Source organism: Streptomyces sp. NPDC098101 (assembly GCF_044760185.1).
Taxonomy (GTDB): domain Bacteria; phylum Actinomycetota; class Actinomycetes; order Streptomycetales; family Streptomycetaceae; genus Streptomyces.
Map to the genome: position 1 here is coordinate 352,509 of NZ_JBIWAS010000004.1, position 20,029 is coordinate 372,537.

Genomic DNA, 20,029 nt, shown 5'->3' on the forward strand with positions numbered 1-20,029 from the left:
ACCCCGGTCTCCCCTGCCCACCCCCGTTCCGCTCCCGCCCCGCCCCCACGGTCCTCCTTCCCCTCCACCGGTATCCCCGGCCCCGTCTCCTTCCCCGCCGAACGAGTTGGAGCGCACATGCCCCAGCACGTCCCTTCCCCACCGCTCGCGCCGGTTCCGCCGCCTCCCCACCAGCCCCTGGTCGGGACCGTGCAGACCCGCGCCCGCCGGAGCGAACCGCCCCGGCGCATCGCCTTCCTCGCCCACCGGGGCCTGGGCAACCCCGCCGCGGGCGGTTCGGAAGTCCTGATCGACCGGATCGCCTCCGGACTGACCGAGTCCGGCCACGACGTGACGCTGCTGTGCGGCGGCACCGCGGCGCCCCGTCCCTACCGCGTCGTGTCGGCCGGAGGCCCCTTCGGGCACTTCGCCGGCGCCCGGTCCGCCTTCGCCCGGCACGTCGGTTCGTGCGACCTGCTCGTCGAGGTGTGCAACGGGATGCCCTACCTGTCGCCGCTGTGGCACGACGGCCCGACGGTGTGCCTGGTCAACCACGTGCACACCGACCTGTGGGGAATGCGCTTCCCCCGGCCCGTCGCCCGTACCGGCCGGCTGCTCGAACACTGGGCGCTCGCCCGGGCCCACCGGGGCAACCTCCTGGTCGCCGTGTCCCCCTCGACCGAGGAGGCGCTGCGCGCGATCGGGGTGCCGCCGGAGCGGATCCGCGTCGTGCACAACGGCGTCCACGAGCCCGCGCCCCGGACCCCCCGGTCGGCGACGCCGGTGTTCGTCGCCCTCGGCCGACTCGTCGACTACAAGCGCATCGACCTCCTGCTGCGCCTGTGGGAACGGGTCCGGCCGGTGACCGGCGGACGGCTCGTCGTCGTCGGCGACGGGCCGGAACGCGGCCGCCTCGAACGACTGGCGGGCCCCGGCGTCGAGTTCACCGGCCAGGTGTCCGAGGAGGAGAAGCACCGTCTGCTGTGCGAGGCGTGGCTGCTCCTGCACCCCGCCGCCGTCGAGGGCTGGGGGCTCGTCGTGACCGAGGCGGGCGCGCGCGGCACACCGACCCTCGGGTTCGACGTGCCGGGGCTGCGCGACTCCGTCCGGGACGGCGTCACCGGCGTCCTGGCGCGCGGGGAGTCCTCCTTCGCCGCCGCCTGGTGCACCCTCGCCCTCGACACCGAGGGCCGGGAGGGCATGGGCGAGGCCGCCGCCCGGCACGCCGCCGCGTTCCGGTGGAGCGGTACGGTGCGCCGCTTCCGCGCCATCGCCTCGGAGGCGGTGGAACGCGCCCGGCCGCGCGGCCGGGGCGGGCCCGCGGAAGGCGCGCGCACGTGAGGGATCCGTCGTTCCGCCGTTCGCTGACGCTCTTCCGGGCCTTCCTGCGCGAGCAGGACGACCCGCACACCGCGTACGAGCTCCTGGCCAGGGACGCCGCCGACCAGATCGAACGCCACGTCCGGCTGGACGGCAGGATCGTCCTGGACGTCGGCGGCGGCCCGGGCTACTTCACGAGGGAGTTCCGCCGCCGGGGCGCCCACGGCTACCTGTTCGAACCCGACCTCGCCGGACTGGCGTCCGACCGGAGGGCGGGGGCCGTCGTCGCGGACGGCTATCTGCTGCCGCTGGCCGACGGCACGGCCGACGTCTGCTTCTCCTCCAACGTCCTGGAACACGTGCGCGACCCCGGCACGTTCCTCAGCGAGCTGGTCCGGGTCACCCGGCCCGGCGGCCTGATCTACGTCTCGTTCACCAACTGGCTCTCGCCGTGGGGCGGCCACGAGTGGGCGCCCTGGCACTACCTGGGCGCCGAGCGCGCACGGGCCCGCTACGAGCGGCGCACCGGCCGGCCGGCCAAGCACCGGCTGGGCGAGAACCTCTTCGCGATCGGCGTCGGCCCGACCCTGCGCCGCGTCAGGAACCGGGACGACGTCGAGATCGTCTCCGCGCGCTCGCGCTACTGGCCGGTGCTCCCCGGGGCCGTCACCCGGGTGCCGGTGCTCCGCGAGTTCGCGACGTGGAACCTCCTCCTCCTACTTCGGCGGTGCCCATGACCACCACGCTCCACGCCCGTCCGCCGGCCCCGCCCGGCCCCGAGACCGGCACGGCGCCGTCGCCGCCGCCGAGGGCGTCCCGGCGCTGGCTCCTCGGCTTCTGGGCGGCGGTCCTCCTCGCCTTCCTGGCGGTCTCACCGGGCCGGATGACGTTCGACACCAAACTGGGCGTCGTCACCGACCCGTGGAAGTTCCTCGGCGACCTGGGCCAGTTGTGGCACGACCGGGCCGGCTTCGGCGGCATCGCCGACCAGTACGTCGGCTACCTGATCCCGATGCTGCCCTTCCACGCCGCCGCCGACCTGGTGCGGCTGCCGGTCTGGCTGGCCGAGCGGCTCTGGCTCTCGATCGTGGTCACCACCGCCTTCTGGGGCGCCCTGCGCCTGGCCGAACGGCTCGGCGTCGGCACGCACGGCCCTCGGCTGGTCGGCGCGGCCGCCTACGCGCTGTGGCCGACGTTCACCATCGTCGTCGGCTCCACGTCCGCCGCCGCCCTGCCCGGCGCGATGCTGCCCTGGGTGCTGCTGCCGCTCACCCGCGCGGAGACCGGCCCACGGGTGGCCGCGGCGCGCTCCGCGCTGCTGATCCCGCTGATGGGCGGGGTGAACGCCGCGTCCACGCTGGCCTCGCTGCTGCCCGTCGGCCTGTACCTGCTGTCCCGCCCCGGGGGCCCCCGCAAGCGGGCCCTGATCGCCTGGTGGACGCCGTGCGTGATCCTCGCGACGTCCTGGTGGATCGTCCCGCTGCTGCTCCTGGGCGTGTACGGCGAGAACTTCATGCCGTACGTGGAGACCTCCTGGACGACCACGGGGACGATGTCGGCGACCGAGGTGCTGCGCGGCGCGGGGAACTGGGTGGGCTACCTGAACTTCGGCGAGCCGTGGCTGCCCGCCGGCTGGACCGTCGTCTCGTCGGCCCTCGCGGTGCTCTGCTCGGCGCTCGCCGCGGCGCTCGGCCTCGCGGGCCTGGCCCGCCGCGACCTGCCGGAGCGGCGCTGGCTGGTGCTGACCGTCACCGTCACCGCTCTGATCACGCTCGCCGGGTACGGCGGCGCGCTCGGCGGCCCCTTCCACGGGACGGTGCGGGACTGGCTGGACGGGCCGCTGGTGCCGTTCCGGAACGTCTACAAGTTCCAGACGGGCCTCGCCCTCGCGCTGGTCCTCGGCCTCGTGCACCTCGCCTCCCGGGGCCTCCCCCGGCCGCTGCCGGTCCGGGCCCGCCGCCTCGGGCCCGTCGTGGTCGCCGTCCTCGTCCTGCCCGGCCTCGCCTGGCCGTACCTCAACGGCACGATCCTGCAGCCGGGGGCGTTCCGCAAGCTGCCCTCGCACTGGGAGGCGACCGCCGACTGGCTGGCCGAGCACGCCCCCGAGGACCGCGCCCTCGTCGTCCCGGCGACCGCGCACGGCATCCACATCTGGGGCTCGACGATCGACCAGCCCCTGGACGTCCTCGCCCGCTCCCCCTGGGCGCAGCGCGACTACGTGCCGTTCGGCACCCCCGGCAACCGGCGCGCCCTGGACGCCGTCGAGCAGGCCCTGGCCTCCGGCGGCGAGGTCCCCGGGCTCGCCGCGTACCTGACCCGGGCGGGTCTGTACCACGTCGTCGTGCGCAACGACCTCGACCCGGACCAGCTCGGGCACGTGCCCACGGCGACGGTGAAGCGGACCCTGGAGGCCTCCGGGTACCGCCGGATCACCGGCTTCGGCCCGCTCCTGACCGACGGCCGCATCCCCGACGACACGCCCCTGCAGGTCGAGGGGCTCTATCCGCGCCAGCGCGCGGTCGAGATCTACGCGCCCCCGGAGGGCACCCCGCGTCCCGGCCCGGCCCGGACGACACCGGTGGCGGACCTGGCGGTGGTCAGCGGCGGGCCGGAGTCCCTGCTGCCCCTGTCGGCGTCGGGCGCCGTGACCGGCCGGGCGACGGTCCTGGCCGGCGACGCCCATCCCGGCGCGGACGCCCCGGCGCTCTACGCGGCCAGTGACGGGCTGCGCCGCGCCGACACCCGGTTCGGCCTGGTCAACTCCGGCACGTCCCACACGTACGCCGAGGGGGAGCGCAACGCCGAGGGGGCGGTGCAGGACCCGGGAGCGGAGCCGCGCCAGATCCTGCCCGTCTCCGGCACGCGCCACCAGACCACCGCCGTCCTGCGGGGCGCGGAGTCGGTGACGGCCTCGTCGGTGGGCAACTGGCTGTTCCACCTCCCCCAGTACGACCCCGTCAACGCCTTCGACGGCAACCCGGACACCGCCTGGGCCGAGGGCTCCCCCGGATCGCCCCGGGGCGAGTGGCTGCGGATCGCCTTCACCGGCCCGACCCCGGTCCCCGGGAGCCTCGACCTCACCCCGCTGCCCGGGAGCGAGGTGCGGGCCGCGCCCACGTCGGTGCGGATCGAGACCGACCGGGGCAGCCGGGTCAGCCCGCTCCGCCCCGACGGCAGCACCCAGCGGGTCGCCGCGCCGGAGGGCGAGGCGACCTGGCTGAAGGTGACGGTCCTCGCGTCCCAGCAGGGCCGCCCGGGGCTGACCGGCGCCGGGTTCTCCGAGGTCTCCGTGCCCGGCGTTCAGGTGACACGGATGCTGCGGCTTCCGGCCGACGCGCCGCGCGAGGTCACCGGCGCGGTGGCGTACTCGCTGAACCGCGGCAGCGATCCCGGCGGGCTGTCCGTCGCGCCCGCCGAGGTGGGGCTGCACCGGCAGTTCACGGCGGCCAGGACCGGCGAGTACACCGTGCGGGCCTCCGCCCTGCCCGTACCGGGCAAGGAGCTCGACGACCTGCTGTTCGCCCTCACCGGCAAGCGGGACAAGCTCCTGGTGAGCGCCGACTCGACCGCCCGGCTCGGCACGAACCTGAGCCCGCGCAACCTGACGGACGGCGACCTGACCACCGCGTGGGTGGCCGGCGACCGGCCCGTGCTCCGGCTGTCCTGGCCGAAGAAGACCTCCGTCGGCGAGATCGTCCTCGCCGCGGCCGGCGGCCTGGCCAGCCGGCCGGAGCAGATCCGGATCAGCTCGCCCGACGGCGCCGCCATCGCGTCCGTCGACGAGAACGGGATCGCGCGGTTCTCCCCCGTCGTCACCGACCGGATGGACGTCACGATCTCCCGCGTCGCGCCGCTGACCCTGCACAACCCGGTGGCGGACGCGCAGTTGCAGCTGCCGGTGGGCCTGAGCGAGCTGTACGTCCCGGCGCTCGCCGCGTACCGGGCGCCGCAGCCGGACCCGGAGAAGAGGTTCACGCTGCCGTGCGGGAAGGGCCCGGTCCTCTCGGTCGACGGGCGGTTCCTGGAGACCCGGGCCGAGGGCCGGATCGGGGACCTGACGCAGCGCCGCCCGATCGCCGTCTCCCTGTGCACCGAGGGCGGCCGGGTGGCCCTGGAGCGCGGCACCCGCACCGTCGAGGCCGGTGACACCGGTCCCCTCGCGGTCACCCGCGTCGACCTGACGAACGGCGAACCGCCGGCCGCCTCCGCGACGCCCCGGACGGTGGAGGTCGTGTCGGGCGGCGGCGACCGGCGCGTCCTGCGGGTGGGCGCGGGCGAGGCCGCGTACCTCCAGCTCCACGAGAACCACAACGCGGGCTGGAAGGCCGAGCTCGACGGGCGGGAGCTGCGGCCGCTGCGCGTCGACGGCTGGCAGCAGGCCTGGCTCGTCCCCGCCGGCGCGGGCGGCTCGGTGACGCTGGTGTACGAGCCCTCCCGCCTGTACGAGGCGGGGCTGGCCGTCGCCGGGGTGCTGCTCCTGGTGCTCACCGGGCTCGCGCTCGCCGGCCGCCGGGGACGCTCCGTACCGGCGGAGAACACGGTGGAGGAGGAGCCGCCCGCGCCCGGCCTGCTGCTCGGCACGGTCGTGCTGACCCTGGTGGGCGTGGTGATCGCGGGGCCGTGGGCGCTGCTCGTGCCCGTGCTCGCCGTGGTCGCCCGGCTGCGTCCGGCCCTGCTCGGCCCCCTCGCCCTCGTGGCGATGGCCGGGGCCGGGATCGCCGCCCTGACGGGCAGCGGCGAACCGACCGCCCTGGGCCGGGGGGCGTACGGGCCGATCGCCCAACTCCTCGCCCTGATCGCGCTGTTCGCGGCGCTCGTCACCGTGCGCGGCGAGCGCGTCCCCCGGGGCGGCACCCACCGCGCCGGGACGGCGACCCGGCCCCCGGCCGAGGGACGGGAGGCGCCCGGCGGGCACGGCGGACGGGAGACGTCCGGACCCGCGGGCCGGGACGCCGGCGGCCCGTGGCCGCCCGACCGGCCGGGACGCGCCGGGGAAGGGAAGCGCTGATGGCCACCGAACAGCGGACGGAGGTCTTCGGACCGGCCCCGGACCGCGAGCCGCCGCGCGTGCCGTTCCCGGTCGCGGACGAGATCGCCCGGCACTGCGCCGACCCGCGCGAGCCGAACACCGTGCACCTCGAGATCCACCTGCCGGGCCGGATCGAGCCGGACCGGCTGCGCGAGGCGTTCGGCCGGGCGCTGTCCCTGCACCCGCGGGCGCTGATGCGGGAGCGGCGGCGCGGACCGTTCGCACGGCGCTACGAGTGGGAGCTGACGGACCGTCCCCGGGCGGACGTGGTGCTCTTCCCGCCGTGCGCGCCCGGAGCCCTCGCGCGCGCCCGGGAGCGGGCCCTCGCCGTGGCCCCGTCGCTGCTCGCCGCGCCGCCGCTGCGTCTCGAAGTGGTCGAGGAGCCCGGTGCCGACGGCTGCGTCCTGCTCCTCGCCGTGCACCACACGGCGCTCGACGGGCCCGCCTGTCTGCGGATCGTCGCGACCGCCGCGGAGATCTACGGCGGCTCCGCCGCGCAGCCGGTCGCCCCGCCGGTCCGTCCGCCGGCGGGGCCCGCGCCCCGGCCCGCGGGTTCGCGGGCGGCGGTGGCGCGGGTCGCGCCGGGGAGCCCGCAGGGCGCTCCGGGGAACGCGCTGCTGGTCACCGAACTGCCGGTGCCCCGGCGCGCCCCCGGCGCCCCGCACACCGTCAACGACCAGCTGATGGTCGCCACGGCCCTGACGGTCGCCGACTGGAACCGCCGCCGGGGGGCGGCCGAGCGGCCGCTGCGCGTCACCATGCCGGTCGACGACCGGACCCGGGGGCCCGCGATGCCGATCGGCAACGGCACCCGGCTCGTCGAAGTCGGCTTCGCTCCCTCCGAGTTGGAGCCGGAGGCGGACATCGGCGCCCTGCTGCGGATCACGGCCGGGCGCACCCGCGCCCTCAAGGCGGTCGCCCGGCCGCCCCTGGGGCGCGGGGCCGCGCTGCTCGCCTCGCCGGTCCTCCCGGTCGCCGCCCGGGCGGCGCTGACCCGGGGCGTGCGCCGCCTCGCGGCCCCGTGGATCTCGACGACGCTGCTCAGCAACCTCGGCCGGATCCCCTACCCGTTCGACTTCGGCGGGGCGGGCCGGGCGCGGGCGGTCTGGATGTCGGCCCCGGCCGCCATGCCGCGCGGCCTGACGTTCACCACGGCGTCGACCGGCGGCCGGCTCCATCTGGCGCTGCGCTGGTCGCGGACCCTGCTGGGCGACGAGGACGGGGCACTGCTGTGCGAGATGTTCACCGACCGGCTGGCGGCGACCGACGCGGAGGCACTGTGAGCGGCCCGGACGGCGTGCCGACCGACTTCCCGAGCGGCCGGGAGGACATGGACCCCACCGGCCCCGGCGGGCCGCCGGGGTTGCGGGACTTCTACGAGAACCCCGCCGTCCCGGTGGCCTCCGGGGACGCCCGGAGCCGCCGGCAGGCCCGGCTGCTGGCCGGGGCGCTCGACCGGCCCGGCGCGCTCGTCCTCGACGTCGGCTGCGGCGACGGCACCGCTGCCGCCGTCGCGGGGCCGATCCTCGCCGGGCACCGGATCGTGGGGGTCGACTGGTCCCACGACGCGCTGCGCCGCGCCCGGCCGCGCCTCTCCCACGTCGTGCGCGGCGAACTGGACGGCGGCGGGCTGCCGTTCGCCGACGGGTGCGCGGACGCCGTGCTGTTCAGCGAGGTCATCGAGCACCTCGTCGACCCGGACCGGGCCATGGACGAGCTGCGGCGCGTCCTGCGGCCGGGCGGCCACCTGATGCTCTCCACCCCCAACCTCGCGGCCTGGTACAACCGCGCGCTGCTGCTCGCCGGGCGGCAGCCGGTGTTCTCCGAGGTGAGCCTCCGGGGCATCCACGGGCGTCCCGGTACGGAAGTGGTGGGGCACCTGCGGCTGTTCACGGCGCGGGCACTGCGCTCGTTCCTGCGGTCGGCCGGTTTCGAGGACGTACGCGTCTCCGCCGCGCCGTTCCACGGCGTGCCGCGCGGACTGCGCCTGATCGACCGCGCCGCGTGCGCGGTGCCCTCGGCGGCGTCCATCCTCCTGGCGCACGCCCGGCGGAGGTAGCGCCCGTGTGGTGGGGCGTGGGCGCGGCGCTGATCGCCAACCTCCTCTACAGCGTCGGCTTCGTCCTGGAGAAGCGGGCGCTCGGCGGGCTGCCCGCGCTCTCCGCCGGGCGGCCGGTGCGCGTGGTCGTCACGCTGGTGACCAGTCCGCTGTGGCTGGCCGGCGCGCTGGCGCTGGCCGCCGGTTTCGCCGCCCAGCTGGTCGTCTACCGGACGCTGCCGATCGCCGCCGCGCAGGGCATCTTCGTCTCCGGTCTCGTCCTGCTCCTGCTGCTCTCGTCCGCCGTCCTCGGCGAGCGGCCCACGGGCCGGGAGCGCCACGCGCTCGGTGCGGTGCTCGTGGCGCTCCTGATGGTCGTGGCGTCGGTGCGCGAGGGGGACGAGGTCGTGGGCGGGGAGGCGCCGTGGGGCCTGGTCCTCGCGGTGTCCGTCCCGACGCTCGCGGCGGGGGTGGCGCTCTACGCGCAGGTCGAACGGCGGGCGGGCCGCCGCCACCGGGTGCCGACGAACGGCATCGGGTACGGCGTGGCCGTGGGCCTGCTGTACGGCGTCAGCTCGCTCGCCGTCAAGGGCGCGGCGGGCAGGCTCACGGGCGGCGGGGCGGGCGAGGTGGCGCGCGCGCTGCTCGGCTCGCCCTACCCGTACCTGCTGCTGTTCACCGCCGGTGCCGGGCTCGTCATGTCGCAGACGGCGCTCCAGCGGTGCCGCGCGTCCCTGATCGTGCCCGTCTGCACGACGGTGACGGCCCTGTTCACGGCGGTGGTGGGGACGCCGGTCTTCGGAGAGAGGCTCCCGGACGATCCGCTGCCGCTGTTCCTCCGCGTGGCGGGGACGGCACTGGCCCTGTCGGTGCTGCTCGCCATGCCCCGTCACGATCCCCCGGCGCCCGCGGCGCGGCGCCGGGGCCGGACCCGTCCACCATCGAAGAGCGAGGATCCCCATGGACACCGACGAGACCCTGCTGCGCATCCTGGCCTGCCCCCTCGACAAGGGGCCGCTCACCCTGCCCGCGGGCCGGGACGCGCTCTATAACCCCCGGCTGCGCCTGCGTTACCCGATCGTGGACGGCATTCCGCAGCTGCTGCCGTCCTCCGGCCTGCGCGTCTCGGCCGAGGAGCACGAGCGGTACGCGGCCGCGGCGGAGGGCTGAGCGGCCCGGGAGCGGGCGGCGGCGCGGTCCGTGCTCAGTCGCGCGGTCCGCCGGGGGTGTCGGCGGGGTCGCCGGTGGCGGGGACGGGCGGCGCCGCCGGCCGGAGCTTGAGCCAGACGAGGAAGAAGAGGCCGAGGGCGAGCATGGCCAGGCCCGTCCAGAGGTTGATGTTGACGCCGACGGCCTTCTCGATGTCGGCGTCGTCGGCGGTGACGCCCGCGAGGGTCACGATCACTCCGTAGAGGGTGAACAGGCCGCCGATGATGCGCCGGATGTCGAAGAGCCGGGCGGCCGTGGCGGACTTCCGTTCCAGCTCGGAGACTTCGTGGTGCAGTTCGGACATGGTGGGTGCCTCCGGGCGTTCAGAAGGAGTACGGCAGGTAGCAGAGGGCGGCCAGGACGACGGCTCCCCAGCCGAGGAGGGCGGGGCGCCGGTACCAGGCGTCGTCGCCGTCGGACGGCGCCTCGTCCATGCCAGGCGACCTCGTCCCGTACACGAGGCCAGCCAGTTCGGCCTCGGGCTTGGGGGCGGTGAAGAGGGTGACGACGACCATGACCACCGCGCCGGCGACGAAGCCGACGATGGCCGAGACGAAGTTGGCGCCCTGGTCGGTGGGGATGTCGACGACGCCCTGCTCGTAGATGACGAAGTAGTTGACCATCGCGGCCACCGTGCCCGCGATCAGGCCCCAGAAGCCGGACTTGACCGAGGCGCGCTTCCAGAACATGCCGATGACGAAGACGACGAACATCGGCACGTTGAAGAAGGAGAACAGGGTCTGGAGGTACCCCATGATGTTGGAGAAGCCGGCGGCGAGGAACGCGGTGCCGATGGAGGCGAGGACGCCGAGGGCGGTGACCAGGCGTCCGAAGCGCAGGTAGTAGCCGTCCTCGCGGCCCTTCACCACGTACTTGGCCCAGATGTCGGCGGTGAACACGGTGTTGAACGAGGACACGTTCGCGGCCATGCCCGCCATGAAGGCGGCGAGGAGGCCGGTGACGGCGATGCCGAGCACGCCGTTGGGCAGCAGCTCCTGCATGAGCAGCGGGACGGCGTCGTTGTAGGTGAGGCCGGATCCCCCGGTGCCGATCTCCGGTACCAGGACGGCGGCGACCAGGCCGGGGATCATCACCACGAAGACGATGAAGATCTTGGGGAACGCGGCGATGAGCGGGGTGCGCTTGGCGGCCGACAGGTTCTTGGCGGACAGGGCCCGCTGCACCTCGGCGAAGTTGGTGGTCCAGTAGCCGAAGGAGAGGACGAAGCCGAGGCCGAGGACGATGGTCAGCCAGTTGGCGCCGAGCGGGTTGGCGTCGCCGATGCCGGTGCCGCCCCAGGCGGACAGGAAGTCGGCGCCGTGGCTCTCCTCCAGGGAGGAGGTCAGTCCGTCCCAGCCGCCGACCCGCTTGAGGCCGAGGATCGTGAGCGGAATGAGCGCGGCGAGGATCACGAAGAACTGCAGGACCTCGTTGTAGATCGCCGAGGACAGGCCGCCGACGGTGATGTACGCCAGGACGAAGAACCCGGCGACGACGATGGAGACCCACTGCGGCCAGCCGAGGAGCGCCTCCACGACGATCGACAGGGCGTAGAGGTTGACGCCCGCGATGAGGATGGCGGCGAAGGCGAAGAGGACCGAGCTGAGCAGGTGCGCGGGCCGGTCGAAGCGCTGGAGCAGGAACTCGGGGACCGAGCGGACCTTGGAGCCGTAGTAGAAGGGCATCATCACCAGGCCGAGGAAGACCATGGCGGGGATGGCGCCGATCCAGTACCAGTGGACGACGGCGACGCCGTACTGGGCTCCGGTCGCCGCCATGCCGAGGATCTCGGTGGCTCCCAGGTTGGCGGCGACGAACGCGAGCCCGGTGACCCAGGCCGGGAGCGACCGGCCCGAGAGGAAGAAGTCGAGACTGGTTCTCACGCTCGCCCGGGCGGCGAAGCCGATGCCCAGGACCACGACGAAGTAGATCGCCAGGATCGAGTAGTCGAGCCAGTTGGTGGGGAGCCGCAGCTCCGCGGCCAGGTGCATGGGGTACTCACTTCGTCGCCCGAAAGGAACAGGCGCGAACCTACGCACGAAGCGACAGGAAGTGAACAGTCCGCTTGGTTATTTTTGATTGATTGTGATCGAACGTGGTGGAAATATCTGGCAAATGACCACCTAAGGGGCCACCGGACGCCACGTGGTGCGTGAACGGCGGGGCGACCCGGGCGTCCTCCCGTCCGGTACGAGGACGTCGTCGCCGTACAGTGCCCGGGCCCAGTTGGCCTGGTAGATCGTGTCGAGGTAGCGCTCGCCGAGGTCCGGGGCGATGGCGACGGCGGTGGTGCCCCGGGTGCCGTGGCGGGCGAGCCAGCCGGTCGCGCCGCTGACGACCGTGCCGGTGGACCCTCCGAAGAGGAATCCGCGCCGGGCGAGCATCCGGCAGGTGCGGACGGTGTCCGCCTCCTCGACGGACACCGCCTCGTCCACGTACGCCTCGTCGAGCAGCGGCGGCTTCATGCTCATGCCGAGGCCGGGGATCATCCGGCGTCCCGGGACGCCGCCGAAGACGGCGGAGCCGACGCTGTCCACGGCGACGATGCGCACGGACGGGTTCCAGGCGCGGAAGAACCGCGCGCAGCCCATCAGGGTCCCCGTGGTGCCGACCCCGACGAAGAGGGTGTCGAGCCGCGGGAACGCGCGGGCGATGGCGGGCGCCGTCCTGCGGTAGTGGGCCTTCCAGTTGTTCGCGTTGGTGTACTGGCTGAGCCACACGCACCGGTCGTCGGAGGCGCACAGGGCGCGGACGAGGGCGAGCCGTGCGCCGAGGAGGCCGCCGCCGCCCGCCTCGTCGGAGACGACGTGCACGTCGCTTCCCATGGCCTCCATCATCAGGCGGGTGGTCAGGTTGCAGTGGGAGTCGGTGACGCAGAGGAAGCGGTAGCCCTTGCCGGCCGCGATCATGCTCAGCGCGACGCCGAGGTTGCCCGAGGACGACTCGACGAGGATCGAGTCCTCGGTGAGGAGCCCGCTCCGTTCGGCGGCCTCCACCATCTCGGTCGCCGCCTTCAGCTTGATGGAACCGGCGAAGTTGAAGCCCTCGCACTTGAGGAACAGCGGGTGCCCGGTCGTCGGCCCGAGGTCGACGTACAGGTCCTCCTCGTTGAAGGCCTGCGGGACGGATATGACGGTCACGGTGATCTCCTTCTCGTGGTCGGACCGTCCGGCCGGGGCCCGGCGGGACGGGGCCGCCTCATCCGTAGCGGTTCAGTTCGTCGAAGAAGCGGTCGACGAGCAGCAGCCCGCCGGACCGGGCCACCTCGTCGTACACGTACTTGCCGACCGCGAGGTCGAGGACTCCCAGGCCGAAGGGCGAGAAGATCACCGGCCGGTCGGGCGGTGGCGTCACGCGTCCGGCCATGACGTCGTCGAGCGTGCCGTGGAGGAAGTCCCGGCCGCCGGTGAGCCGTTCGGTGAGGTGGGGCGAGGTCGACTCCCGGAGGACGTGCTCGACGTCGTCGACGATGTTGGTCGCGGCCAGCAGGACCTGGGGGGCGAGGTCGCGCAGCGAGATGTGCAGCACGAGCGGGTTGTGGTCGAACCACGAGGCCTCGGTGACGTGCGGCCGGGCGGCGACGGTCGCGAAGACCACCAGGTCGCTGGTGCGGACGAGCGTCTCGGCGTCGTCGTGCACGGTGACGGGACCGGTGTTCCCCGTCTGCTCCAGGTAGAGCCGGAAGCCGGCCGCGCTCTCCGCCGACAGGTCGTGGACGCCGGTGTGCTCGAACGTCCAGCCGGTGCCGGCGAGATAGGTGTGGACGTAACGGGCGATCAGTCCGGTGCCGACGAAGCCGACGCGGGTGGGCCTCGGCCGGCCCCGGCTGAGCCGGTCGGCCGCCGCCGCGGCGGACGCGGCGGTCCTGGCGGCGCTGATCACCGAGCTCTCCATGCAGGCGAAGGGGTAGCCGGTGGCGGGGTCGTTGAGGATGAGGACGGCCGAGGCCCTGGGGAGGCCCGAGCGCACGTTCGCGGGGAAGCTCGCGATCCACTTGAGCCCGTCCACCCGGGTCCCGTCCCCTCCCAGGGAGGCGGCGAGGGCGATGATGCGCGAGGCGGGCCGGTCGGTGAACCGCAGGAACGAGGAGGGCGGATTGACGGTCCGCCCGGCGGCGTGCAGCCGGTAGGTCGCTTCGACGACCTTCGTCACCTCGTCCTCCCGGCCGTGGAGCACTTCCTTGACCTGCCGTCCGGGGACGACGGCGAACGGCGGTACGGCGGGTGCGGCGACGGTGGCGGTCATGCCCCGGCCCTCCTCGGCGGCCGGCCCGGGGACGGCGGGTCGACCGGGTCGATCGGGTCGGCCATGGCCACCAGGACGTCGCGCGGCCCGGTGTAGGCCTCCCGGCTGTGGGCGGTGCGCAGGTTGTCGACGACCATCAGGTCGCCGGCCCGCCACGGCCTGCGGACCGTCGCCCCGGCGTAGGCCTCGTTGATCCGCTCGACCACGTCGCGCGGCACCGGATCGCCGCCGCCGTAGCGCGTGGTGAAGGGCAGGCCCCCGGAGCCGTACTCCTCGATCAGGAACTCCCGCACCTCGGGGGCCATGGTCCATTCGCTCAGGAAGGCGATCTGGTTGAACCAGCAGCGCCGGCCGTCGGCCGGATGCCGCACCACCGCGCCGCGCCGCTGGCGCGTGCGCAGCGTTCCGTCGGGCTGCCACGCGGTCTCGATGTCGTGGGCCGCGCAGTACGCGTCGACGGCTCCCCGGTCCTCGGTGCCGAACGCCTGGGACAGGGTGGCGCCGATCTCGCCGTTGTAGGAGCGTTCGAGCAGCCAGCCCTCCTCCTCGAAGCGCTCGACCAGGGACGCGGGAAGGGCGTCGAGGACGTCGGCGGCGTCGGCGAGGGCGGTGGCCCCGCCGTCGGCCGGCGGCTCCAGGCAGGCGAAGAACAACAGCCCGGGGCAGCGGCGCGCGTAGCTCAGCTCGTGGTGCATACACATCGGCTGGTTGGCGGGCCAGACGGCCGACGAGTAGACGCCTTCGCCGCGCGTCTCGCGGGCGGCGAAGCCCTCCGTCTCCTTCATGGGGCGGCCGGCCACCTTCCGGACGGCCGCCTCGACGTCGGCCGGGCCGCGCAGGTCCAGTCCGCCGACGAGGACCGCGCCGTGCGCGGCGACCAGGTCGCGCAGCTCCTTCCGGTGGGCGTCGGTCCAGGCGGCCGGGTCCGGGGGCGCCTGGCTTTCGCGGATCGTCGTGGGTTCCGGTGTCTCCTGCTTGCGGAACAGTGCGGACAACATGTCGTTCCTCTCCCTCGGTACGTGGTCACGGGGTCGCGGGCGGCGCGGGGGCCGCCGGGGGGCGGGGGGTGCGTTCGTCGATCAGGGCGGCCAGGTCGGCCAGGACGGGACGGGCCGTCAGGTCGCGCGGGGAGACGGCCCGGTCCAGGGCGACGGCCAGGCGGACGGCGGACAGGGAGGTGCCGCCGAGGTCGAAGAAGTCGTCCCGGCGGCCGATGCCGTCGGCCGGTACGCCCAGGACGCGCGCCCAGGCCGCGGCGAGCCGCCGCTCGGTCGGCGTACGGGCCGGGCGGTGCCCGCCGCCGCCGGACCGGCCGGGGTCCCGGGCGAGGGCGCCGAGGGCCGCGCGGTCGGTCTTGCCGTTGGCCGTGCGCGGCAGGGACCGCCGCCAGTGCGCGGCGGACGGGACCATGTACGCGGGCAGCAGCTCGCCGAGCCCCCGGAGCAGTACGTCCTCGGCCACGGGGCGCGGTCCGGTGCAGAACGCCACCAGCTGCCGTGCGTGGGCCTCCTCGCCGGTGACGACGACGGCGCCGTCGCGGACGCCGGGAAGGCGCAGCAGGGCGCTCTCGACCTCGCCGGTCTCGACGCGGAACCCTCGGATCTTCACCTGGGCGTCGCGGCGGCCGAGGAACTCCAGCTTCCCTCCCGGCAGCCAGCGGCCGAAGTCGCCTCCCCGGTAGAGGCGCCGGCCGGGGTGGCGCGGATCGGGGAGGTACGCCTCCCGGGTGCGCTCCGGGTCGTTCACATAGCCGCGGCTCACGCAGACCCCGGAGAAGACGACGGCTCCGGGGGCGCCGAGCGGCACCGGCGTCAGGTTGTCGTCGACCACCTGGATCCGCACGTTGGCCACGGGCCGGCCCAGCGGTATCCGGTCGCCGTCCGGCACGCCCGTCAGCACCTCGTGGTTGGTGTCGTCCGACGTCTCCGTCAGGCCGTACGCGTTGACCAGCGGGATCCCGGGCAGCGCGGCGAACCAGCGCCGGACGAGCCCCTTGCGCAGCGCCTCCCCGGTGACCGACACGCGACGCAGGTCGGGCGGCCGGCGGGGCGCGCGCTCCAGCGCGGAGAGCAGGACGTCGAGGTACGACGGGACGACCTGGAGCACCGTGACGCGGCCCTCGGTGACGGTGTCGAGGAACGCGGCGGCGTCGAGGACGGCCTCCTGCGCGACGAGGAGCGTCCGTCCCCCGGCCAGCGGTCCGGCGAGGAGCTGCCAGAGCGAGATGTCGAAGCACTGGGACGCGGTCTGCGCCACGACGTCGTCCTCGCCGATGCCGAGGTCCTCGATCTTCGCCAGGAGGTGGTTGAGCATCCCGGCGTGCTCGCACATGACGCCCTTCGGCTCGCCGGTGGATCCGGAGGTGAAGTAGACGTAGGCCAGTCGGTCCGCCGCCACCGGGACGGCGGGGTCGTCGGCGCGGGCGGTGCCCTCGGCGACGTCGGGGACGGGGAGCGTGCGCGTGCCGGGGCGGGTGCCGAGGGCGCGGTCGAGGTTCCGGGAGGCGTCCGGCTGGGCGAGGACGAGGTCGCAGTCCGCGCGGGCGAGCATCGCGGCGATGCGTCCGGGCGGGTGGTGGGGGTCGACGGGCAGATAGGCGCCGCCTGCCTTGAGGACGCCGATCACCGCCGCCATCCAGTGCGGCGTGCGTTCGGTGACCACGGCGACGACGTCCTCGGGCTCCAGTCCTTCGGAGAGCAGGGCGCGCGCCAGCCGGTTGGCCCGTTCGTTCAGCTCGCGGTAGGTCCAGCGCGTGCCCCGGTACTCGACGGCGACGGCGTCGGGCCGCTCGCGCGCCCGCTCCTCGAACAGTTCGTGGAAGCGGCGGTCCGGCAGCGGCCGGACGGGGCCGGCGAGTTCCTCGGTCTGGAACCGGATCTCCTCGGCGGACAGCAGGGTGCCGCGCTCGTGGTGCTCCTCGGGGGCGGCGGCGATCCGTTCGAGGGCGCGGAGGTGGTAGCCGCCGATGCGGGCGGCCGCGCCGCCGTCGAGGACGTCGGTGCGGTGGCGCAGGCGCAGGGCGGGCGGGTCGTCCCCGGAGAGGCTCACGTACAGGACGGTGCCGTCGGGAACGGACCCGGCTCCGTCCCCGTTCCCGTACGGGTCGAACACGACCTCGGGCGGGGTCGCGGGGAGCGCGTCGGCTCGCGGGCGCTCCGGGCGGGACAGGAGGCGGAGCGCGTGGTGGGCGTCCGTCACCAGGCGGTGCCAGGTGCCGGGCCGGACGACCAGTCGGCAGGCCGTCGGGCGGGAGGCTCCCGGGAGCAGGCACCCGGTCGTGACCTCGGGGTCGGCGGACAGGACGGCGAGCACCTTCGCGTGGGCGGCCAGGAGGACCGCCGCGACCGGCACCCCGAACTCGCCGGCCCGGGCCCGCAGCGCGGCGGCCAGCCGGGCGGGCAGGACGGTCCCGGTGTGCTCCGCGATGCCGGGCACCGGGTCGGGGGCCCACCGGGGCAGGGTCGTGTACGCGGGGAGGCCGGAGGTTTCCGCGCGCGGCGCGCCCGCGACGGTCGCGTCCCTCATCGCCGTGGCCGTCATCGCGGTGTCCGTCGTCGCCGTGTCCGTGGTCGTCGTGTCCGTCATCGTCGTTCGCCTCCGTGGCCGTGGGCGTCGTGCTCGGGGGCCGCCGGTCGCGCGGGGTTCCCCGACCAGCGGTCGTGCGCGGGGACCGTCTCGCCCTTCATCAGGAAGCAGTCCGCCGCCAGGTGGGCGCCGTCGCCGACCGTGGCGCCGTAGTGGACGAGGGCGCCCACCCCGAGCGTGCAGCCGGAACCGATCCGGCTGGCGTCGGACTTGAAGGTGCCGTCCTCCTGCGAGTGGCACTGGACGACGCTGCCCGCGTTCAGGGTGCAGCCGTCCCCGATGGTGACCATGGACCGTTCGGTCAGGCCGCAGCCGTCGTCGAACACCGCCGCGCCGATCCGGACGCCGAGCAGCCGCCACACGAGGGGCTTGAACGGAGTGCCGTTCAGGGCCTGCAGGTACGTCTCCGCCGGGACCTTCCAGTACCGCTCGCGCCGCCAGAAGCGGACGTCGTAGATCGAGCAGAAGAGCGGCCCGAGCGGGTGGACCGCCGTGACCAGGCGCTCGACCAGCACGGAGTACAGGACGGTGAACGGCAGCAGCGCGACGTTGGCGAGGGCGACGGCCGTGACGCCCCACTGGGCGTACAGGTCGGCCGCCGCCGCGTAGAGGAGCGTGACCCCGAAGAAGTAGAGCCAGCCGGTGAGCAGGAACCAGGCCATGGTGGCGGCGTTGTGCCGGTTCTTGGCGCGCAGGCCGCGGCGCAGGCCGTCGCCCCGGGCGAGGTCGTCGAAGGTGCCGTCCCGCGCCACCGAGCGGGGGATCTCGAAGCTCGGCGATCCGAGGAGGCCCACGTCGTGCCGGAGCGGGCCGTGGACGGGGACCATGACCTTGGTCGCCAGGAGGCAGTTGTCGCCGGTCCTGCCCCCGGAGGGGTAGGCGATCCTGTTGCCGAGGAAGTTGTGCGCGCCGATGACGGTGCGGGTCACGCGGAAGGACGTGCTCGAATAGTCGGCGTTCATGAGCGACAGGCCGTCCGCGACCATGGTCCCCCGGCCCACGGAGCTCAGCAGGGGGCTCTCGTGCTTGACCGCGGTGCCGAAGTTCGAGCCGGTCTGCTCGGCGGTGGACAGGTCGTAGCCGATCCAGCGCAGGTAGGGGACCACGGCGGAGCTGTCGCCGAACAGGCGCGTCATGAACCTCCTGTTGGTCAGCAGGGCGACCGTCCGGTGGGCCGCGTGGTGGACGCCGTACAGGGGGTAGACCCGGCCGGGGGTCACGAGCCGGCCGAGGACGCGGGGGACGACGGCCAGCGCGAGCAGGGCGACCGGAACGGCCCCGAAGAAGACGACGCCCGTCACGAGGAGCAGGTCGGCGTAGAAGACCCAGTCGGCGAGCGCGGCGGGCCCCGGTTCGAGCAGCGTCGTCAGCTGCGGGGCCTTCGCGAGCAGCACGTCCAGGCATCCCACGGCGATCGGTGCGAACACCAGCAGCGCCATGACGATCTGGGCGGCGCCGTGGGCCGCGCGCCGTGCCGTGCCGCAGCGGGCCGGGGCCACGGCCAGGAAGTCGGCGTCCGTCGGCTGTCCCGGGGAGCCGTGCCAGTGCTCGCCGTCGGGCACGTGCTGGCCCGGGTGCAGCGAGGACGCGTGCCCGAGCTGCGCCCCGTCGCCCATCGAGGTGCGGATGTCGAGGACCGTGGCCTCGCTGACGACCACGTCGCGCCCGAGGACGACCGGGCCCGTCTCGATCGCGGCGTCGTGGGCGCGGTAGCAGCCGAGCAGGGCGTCCTTGCGGATGACCGTGCGGTCGCCGACCGTCAGCAGGTCGGTGCAGACGGGCACGCTCCGGGCGAGGACGGTCACGCCCCGTCCGATGTGCGCGCCGAGGGCCCTGAGGTAGAGGACGTAGAGCGGGGAGCCGACGGACAGAGCCATCGGATTCGTCCGTATCAGCGTCTTGACCAGCCAGAACCGGACGTACGCGAGGCTCCAGACCGGGATGCGGCAGGGCTTCCAGCGGCCGACGAGGACCCATTTCGCGACGACCGGCAGGGTGCACAGGACCAGCAGGGCGGCGGCGCCGAAGACGACCGACCTCAGGTAGTCGTCCCAGAGGCCGGTGCCGGCGGAGATCCAGTCGTAGCCGCGGGCGGTGACGAGGGCGAGGAGGAAGGCGTAACCGGCGAAGCACAGCAGTTGCAGCGCGCCGCACAGCACCTGGCGCCGGTGTTCCGGCGGGGGCGCGGGGCCGGGCGGGCGGGCCCCGGGGGCGGGGACCGCGGCGGCGGGGGCCGGCCGGTCGCCTTCGAGGGCGGTGCTCAGGCTTCTGATCGTCGGATGCCGGTAGACGTCCCGCATCGACACGTCGGGAAGGCCGTCCTGCTTCCTCACCCGTGCGCAGAAGTGCGCCATGACCAGGGAGTCCGTGCCCAGTTCGTCGAAGAAGTGGCTGTCGGGGGGCACGTCGTCCAGGTGGGCGACGTCCGCGAGCAGCCGGGCCAGCTCCCGCTGCGTTCCGGTGGCCGCGCGGTTCTCGGCGTCGAGCGACTTCTGCGTCATGAGGGGACTCCCCGGGGGGCGGCTGCCGTGCGACGGAGGTTCGGGGCGACCGGCCCGTGCGGCGGGACGGTCTTCGACGGATGTCGTACAGGTGATTCGTTGCCGTCCCCCGGAGCGACGAAG

Annotated in this window: 14 protein-coding genes; 7 read left to right on the top strand and 7 right to left on the bottom strand. The window is 74.5% G+C overall.

Features of this window, described 5'->3' with window-relative positions:
- The first annotated feature begins 117 nt into the window (after positions 1–117).
- The 7 genes from ACIQVI_RS20190 to ACIQVI_RS20220 are packed head-to-tail and all read left to right on the top strand — an operon-like array spanning position 118 to position 9,536.
- A complete protein-coding gene (locus tag ACIQVI_RS20190; RefSeq protein WP_351972236.1) occupies positions 118–1,320 on the top strand; it encodes a glycosyltransferase family 4 protein in 1,203 nt (400 codons plus the stop codon).
- Positions 1,317–2,036 carry a bifunctional 2-polyprenyl-6-hydroxyphenol methylase/3-demethylubiquinol 3-O-methyltransferase UbiG gene (locus tag ACIQVI_RS20195; RefSeq protein ID WP_121831312.1) on the top strand — a complete coding sequence of 240 codons (720 nt, stop codon included), beginning with the start codon at positions 1,317–1,319 and terminating at the stop codon, positions 2,034–2,036. Before ACIQVI_RS20190 ends, ACIQVI_RS20195 begins: the two co-directional genes overlap by 4 nt.
- Positions 2,033–6,307, top strand: coding sequence for an alpha-(1->3)-arabinofuranosyltransferase family protein (locus ACIQVI_RS20200; protein ID WP_403597588.1), 4,275 nt, complete (start codon positions 2,033–2,035; stop codon positions 6,305–6,307). Before ACIQVI_RS20195 ends, ACIQVI_RS20200 begins: the two co-directional genes overlap by 4 nt.
- Positions 6,307–7,611, top strand: a complete 1,305-nt coding sequence (locus ACIQVI_RS20205) for a condensation protein (protein WP_403597591.1) — start codon at positions 6,307–6,309, stop codon at positions 7,609–7,611. The genes ACIQVI_RS20200 and ACIQVI_RS20205 overlap by 1 nt, the downstream gene beginning before the upstream one ends.
- A gap of 47 nt (positions 7,612–7,658) precedes the next feature.
- Positions 7,659–8,387 (top strand): class I SAM-dependent methyltransferase, encoded by a 729-nt coding sequence (locus ACIQVI_RS20210; RefSeq protein ID WP_403598717.1) that lies wholly within the window; start codon positions 7,659–7,661, stop codon positions 8,385–8,387.
- A 5-nt stretch (positions 8,388–8,392) separates the two neighbouring features.
- Entirely contained in the window at positions 8,393–9,418 is a 1,026-nt protein-coding gene (locus ACIQVI_RS20215; protein WP_403597594.1) for a hypothetical protein, read from the top strand.
- A complete protein-coding gene (locus ACIQVI_RS20220) occupies positions 9,327–9,536 on the top strand; it encodes a Trm112 family protein (protein ID WP_351970619.1) in 210 nt (69 codons plus the stop codon). The genes ACIQVI_RS20215 and ACIQVI_RS20220 overlap by 92 nt, the downstream gene beginning before the upstream one ends.
- A 34-nt stretch (positions 9,537–9,570) precedes the next feature.
- Here ACIQVI_RS20220 and ACIQVI_RS20225 read toward each other — a convergent pair whose 3' ends face one another.
- The 7 genes from ACIQVI_RS20225 to ACIQVI_RS20255 all read right to left on the bottom strand — a co-directional run bounded on the left by ACIQVI_RS20225 (position 9,571) and on the right by ACIQVI_RS20255 (position 19,906).
- Positions 9,571–9,879 (bottom strand): hypothetical protein, encoded by a 309-nt coding sequence (locus ACIQVI_RS20225; RefSeq protein WP_403597598.1) that lies wholly within the window; start codon positions 9,877–9,879, stop codon positions 9,571–9,573.
- 19 nt (positions 9,880–9,898) lie between these two features.
- Positions 9,899–11,566 carry a sodium:solute symporter family protein gene (locus ACIQVI_RS20230; protein ID WP_403597601.1) on the bottom strand — a complete coding sequence of 556 codons (1,668 nt, stop codon included), beginning with the start codon at positions 11,564–11,566 and terminating at the stop codon, positions 9,899–9,901.
- Positions 11,567–11,698: 132 nt separating this feature from the next.
- On the bottom strand, positions 11,699–12,715 hold the full coding sequence (gene sbnA, locus ACIQVI_RS20235) for a 2,3-diaminopropionate biosynthesis protein SbnA (RefSeq protein WP_403597604.1): 1,017 nt from the start codon (positions 12,713–12,715) through the stop codon (positions 11,699–11,701).
- 58 nt (positions 12,716–12,773) lie between these two features.
- The gene (gene sbnB, locus ACIQVI_RS20240) at positions 12,774–13,820 is read right to left on the bottom strand and encodes a 2,3-diaminopropionate biosynthesis protein SbnB (RefSeq protein WP_351970623.1); all 1,047 of its coding nucleotides are present in this window, start codon (positions 13,818–13,820) and stop codon (positions 12,774–12,776) included.
- A complete protein-coding gene (locus ACIQVI_RS20245) occupies positions 13,817–14,818 on the bottom strand; it encodes a TauD/TfdA family dioxygenase (protein ID WP_403597607.1) in 1,002 nt (333 codons plus the stop codon). Before ACIQVI_RS20245 ends, sbnB begins: the two co-directional genes overlap by 4 nt.
- Positions 14,819–14,843: 25 nt before the next feature.
- A complete protein-coding gene (locus ACIQVI_RS20250; protein ID WP_403598720.1) occupies positions 14,844–17,345 on the bottom strand; it encodes an amino acid adenylation domain-containing protein in 2,502 nt (833 codons plus the stop codon).
- 56 nt (positions 17,346–17,401) lie between these two features.
- Positions 17,402–19,906, bottom strand: coding sequence for a Pls/PosA family non-ribosomal peptide synthetase (locus tag ACIQVI_RS20255; RefSeq protein WP_403597610.1), 2,505 nt, complete (start codon positions 19,904–19,906; stop codon positions 17,402–17,404).
- Positions 19,907–20,029 lie beyond the last annotated feature (123 nt).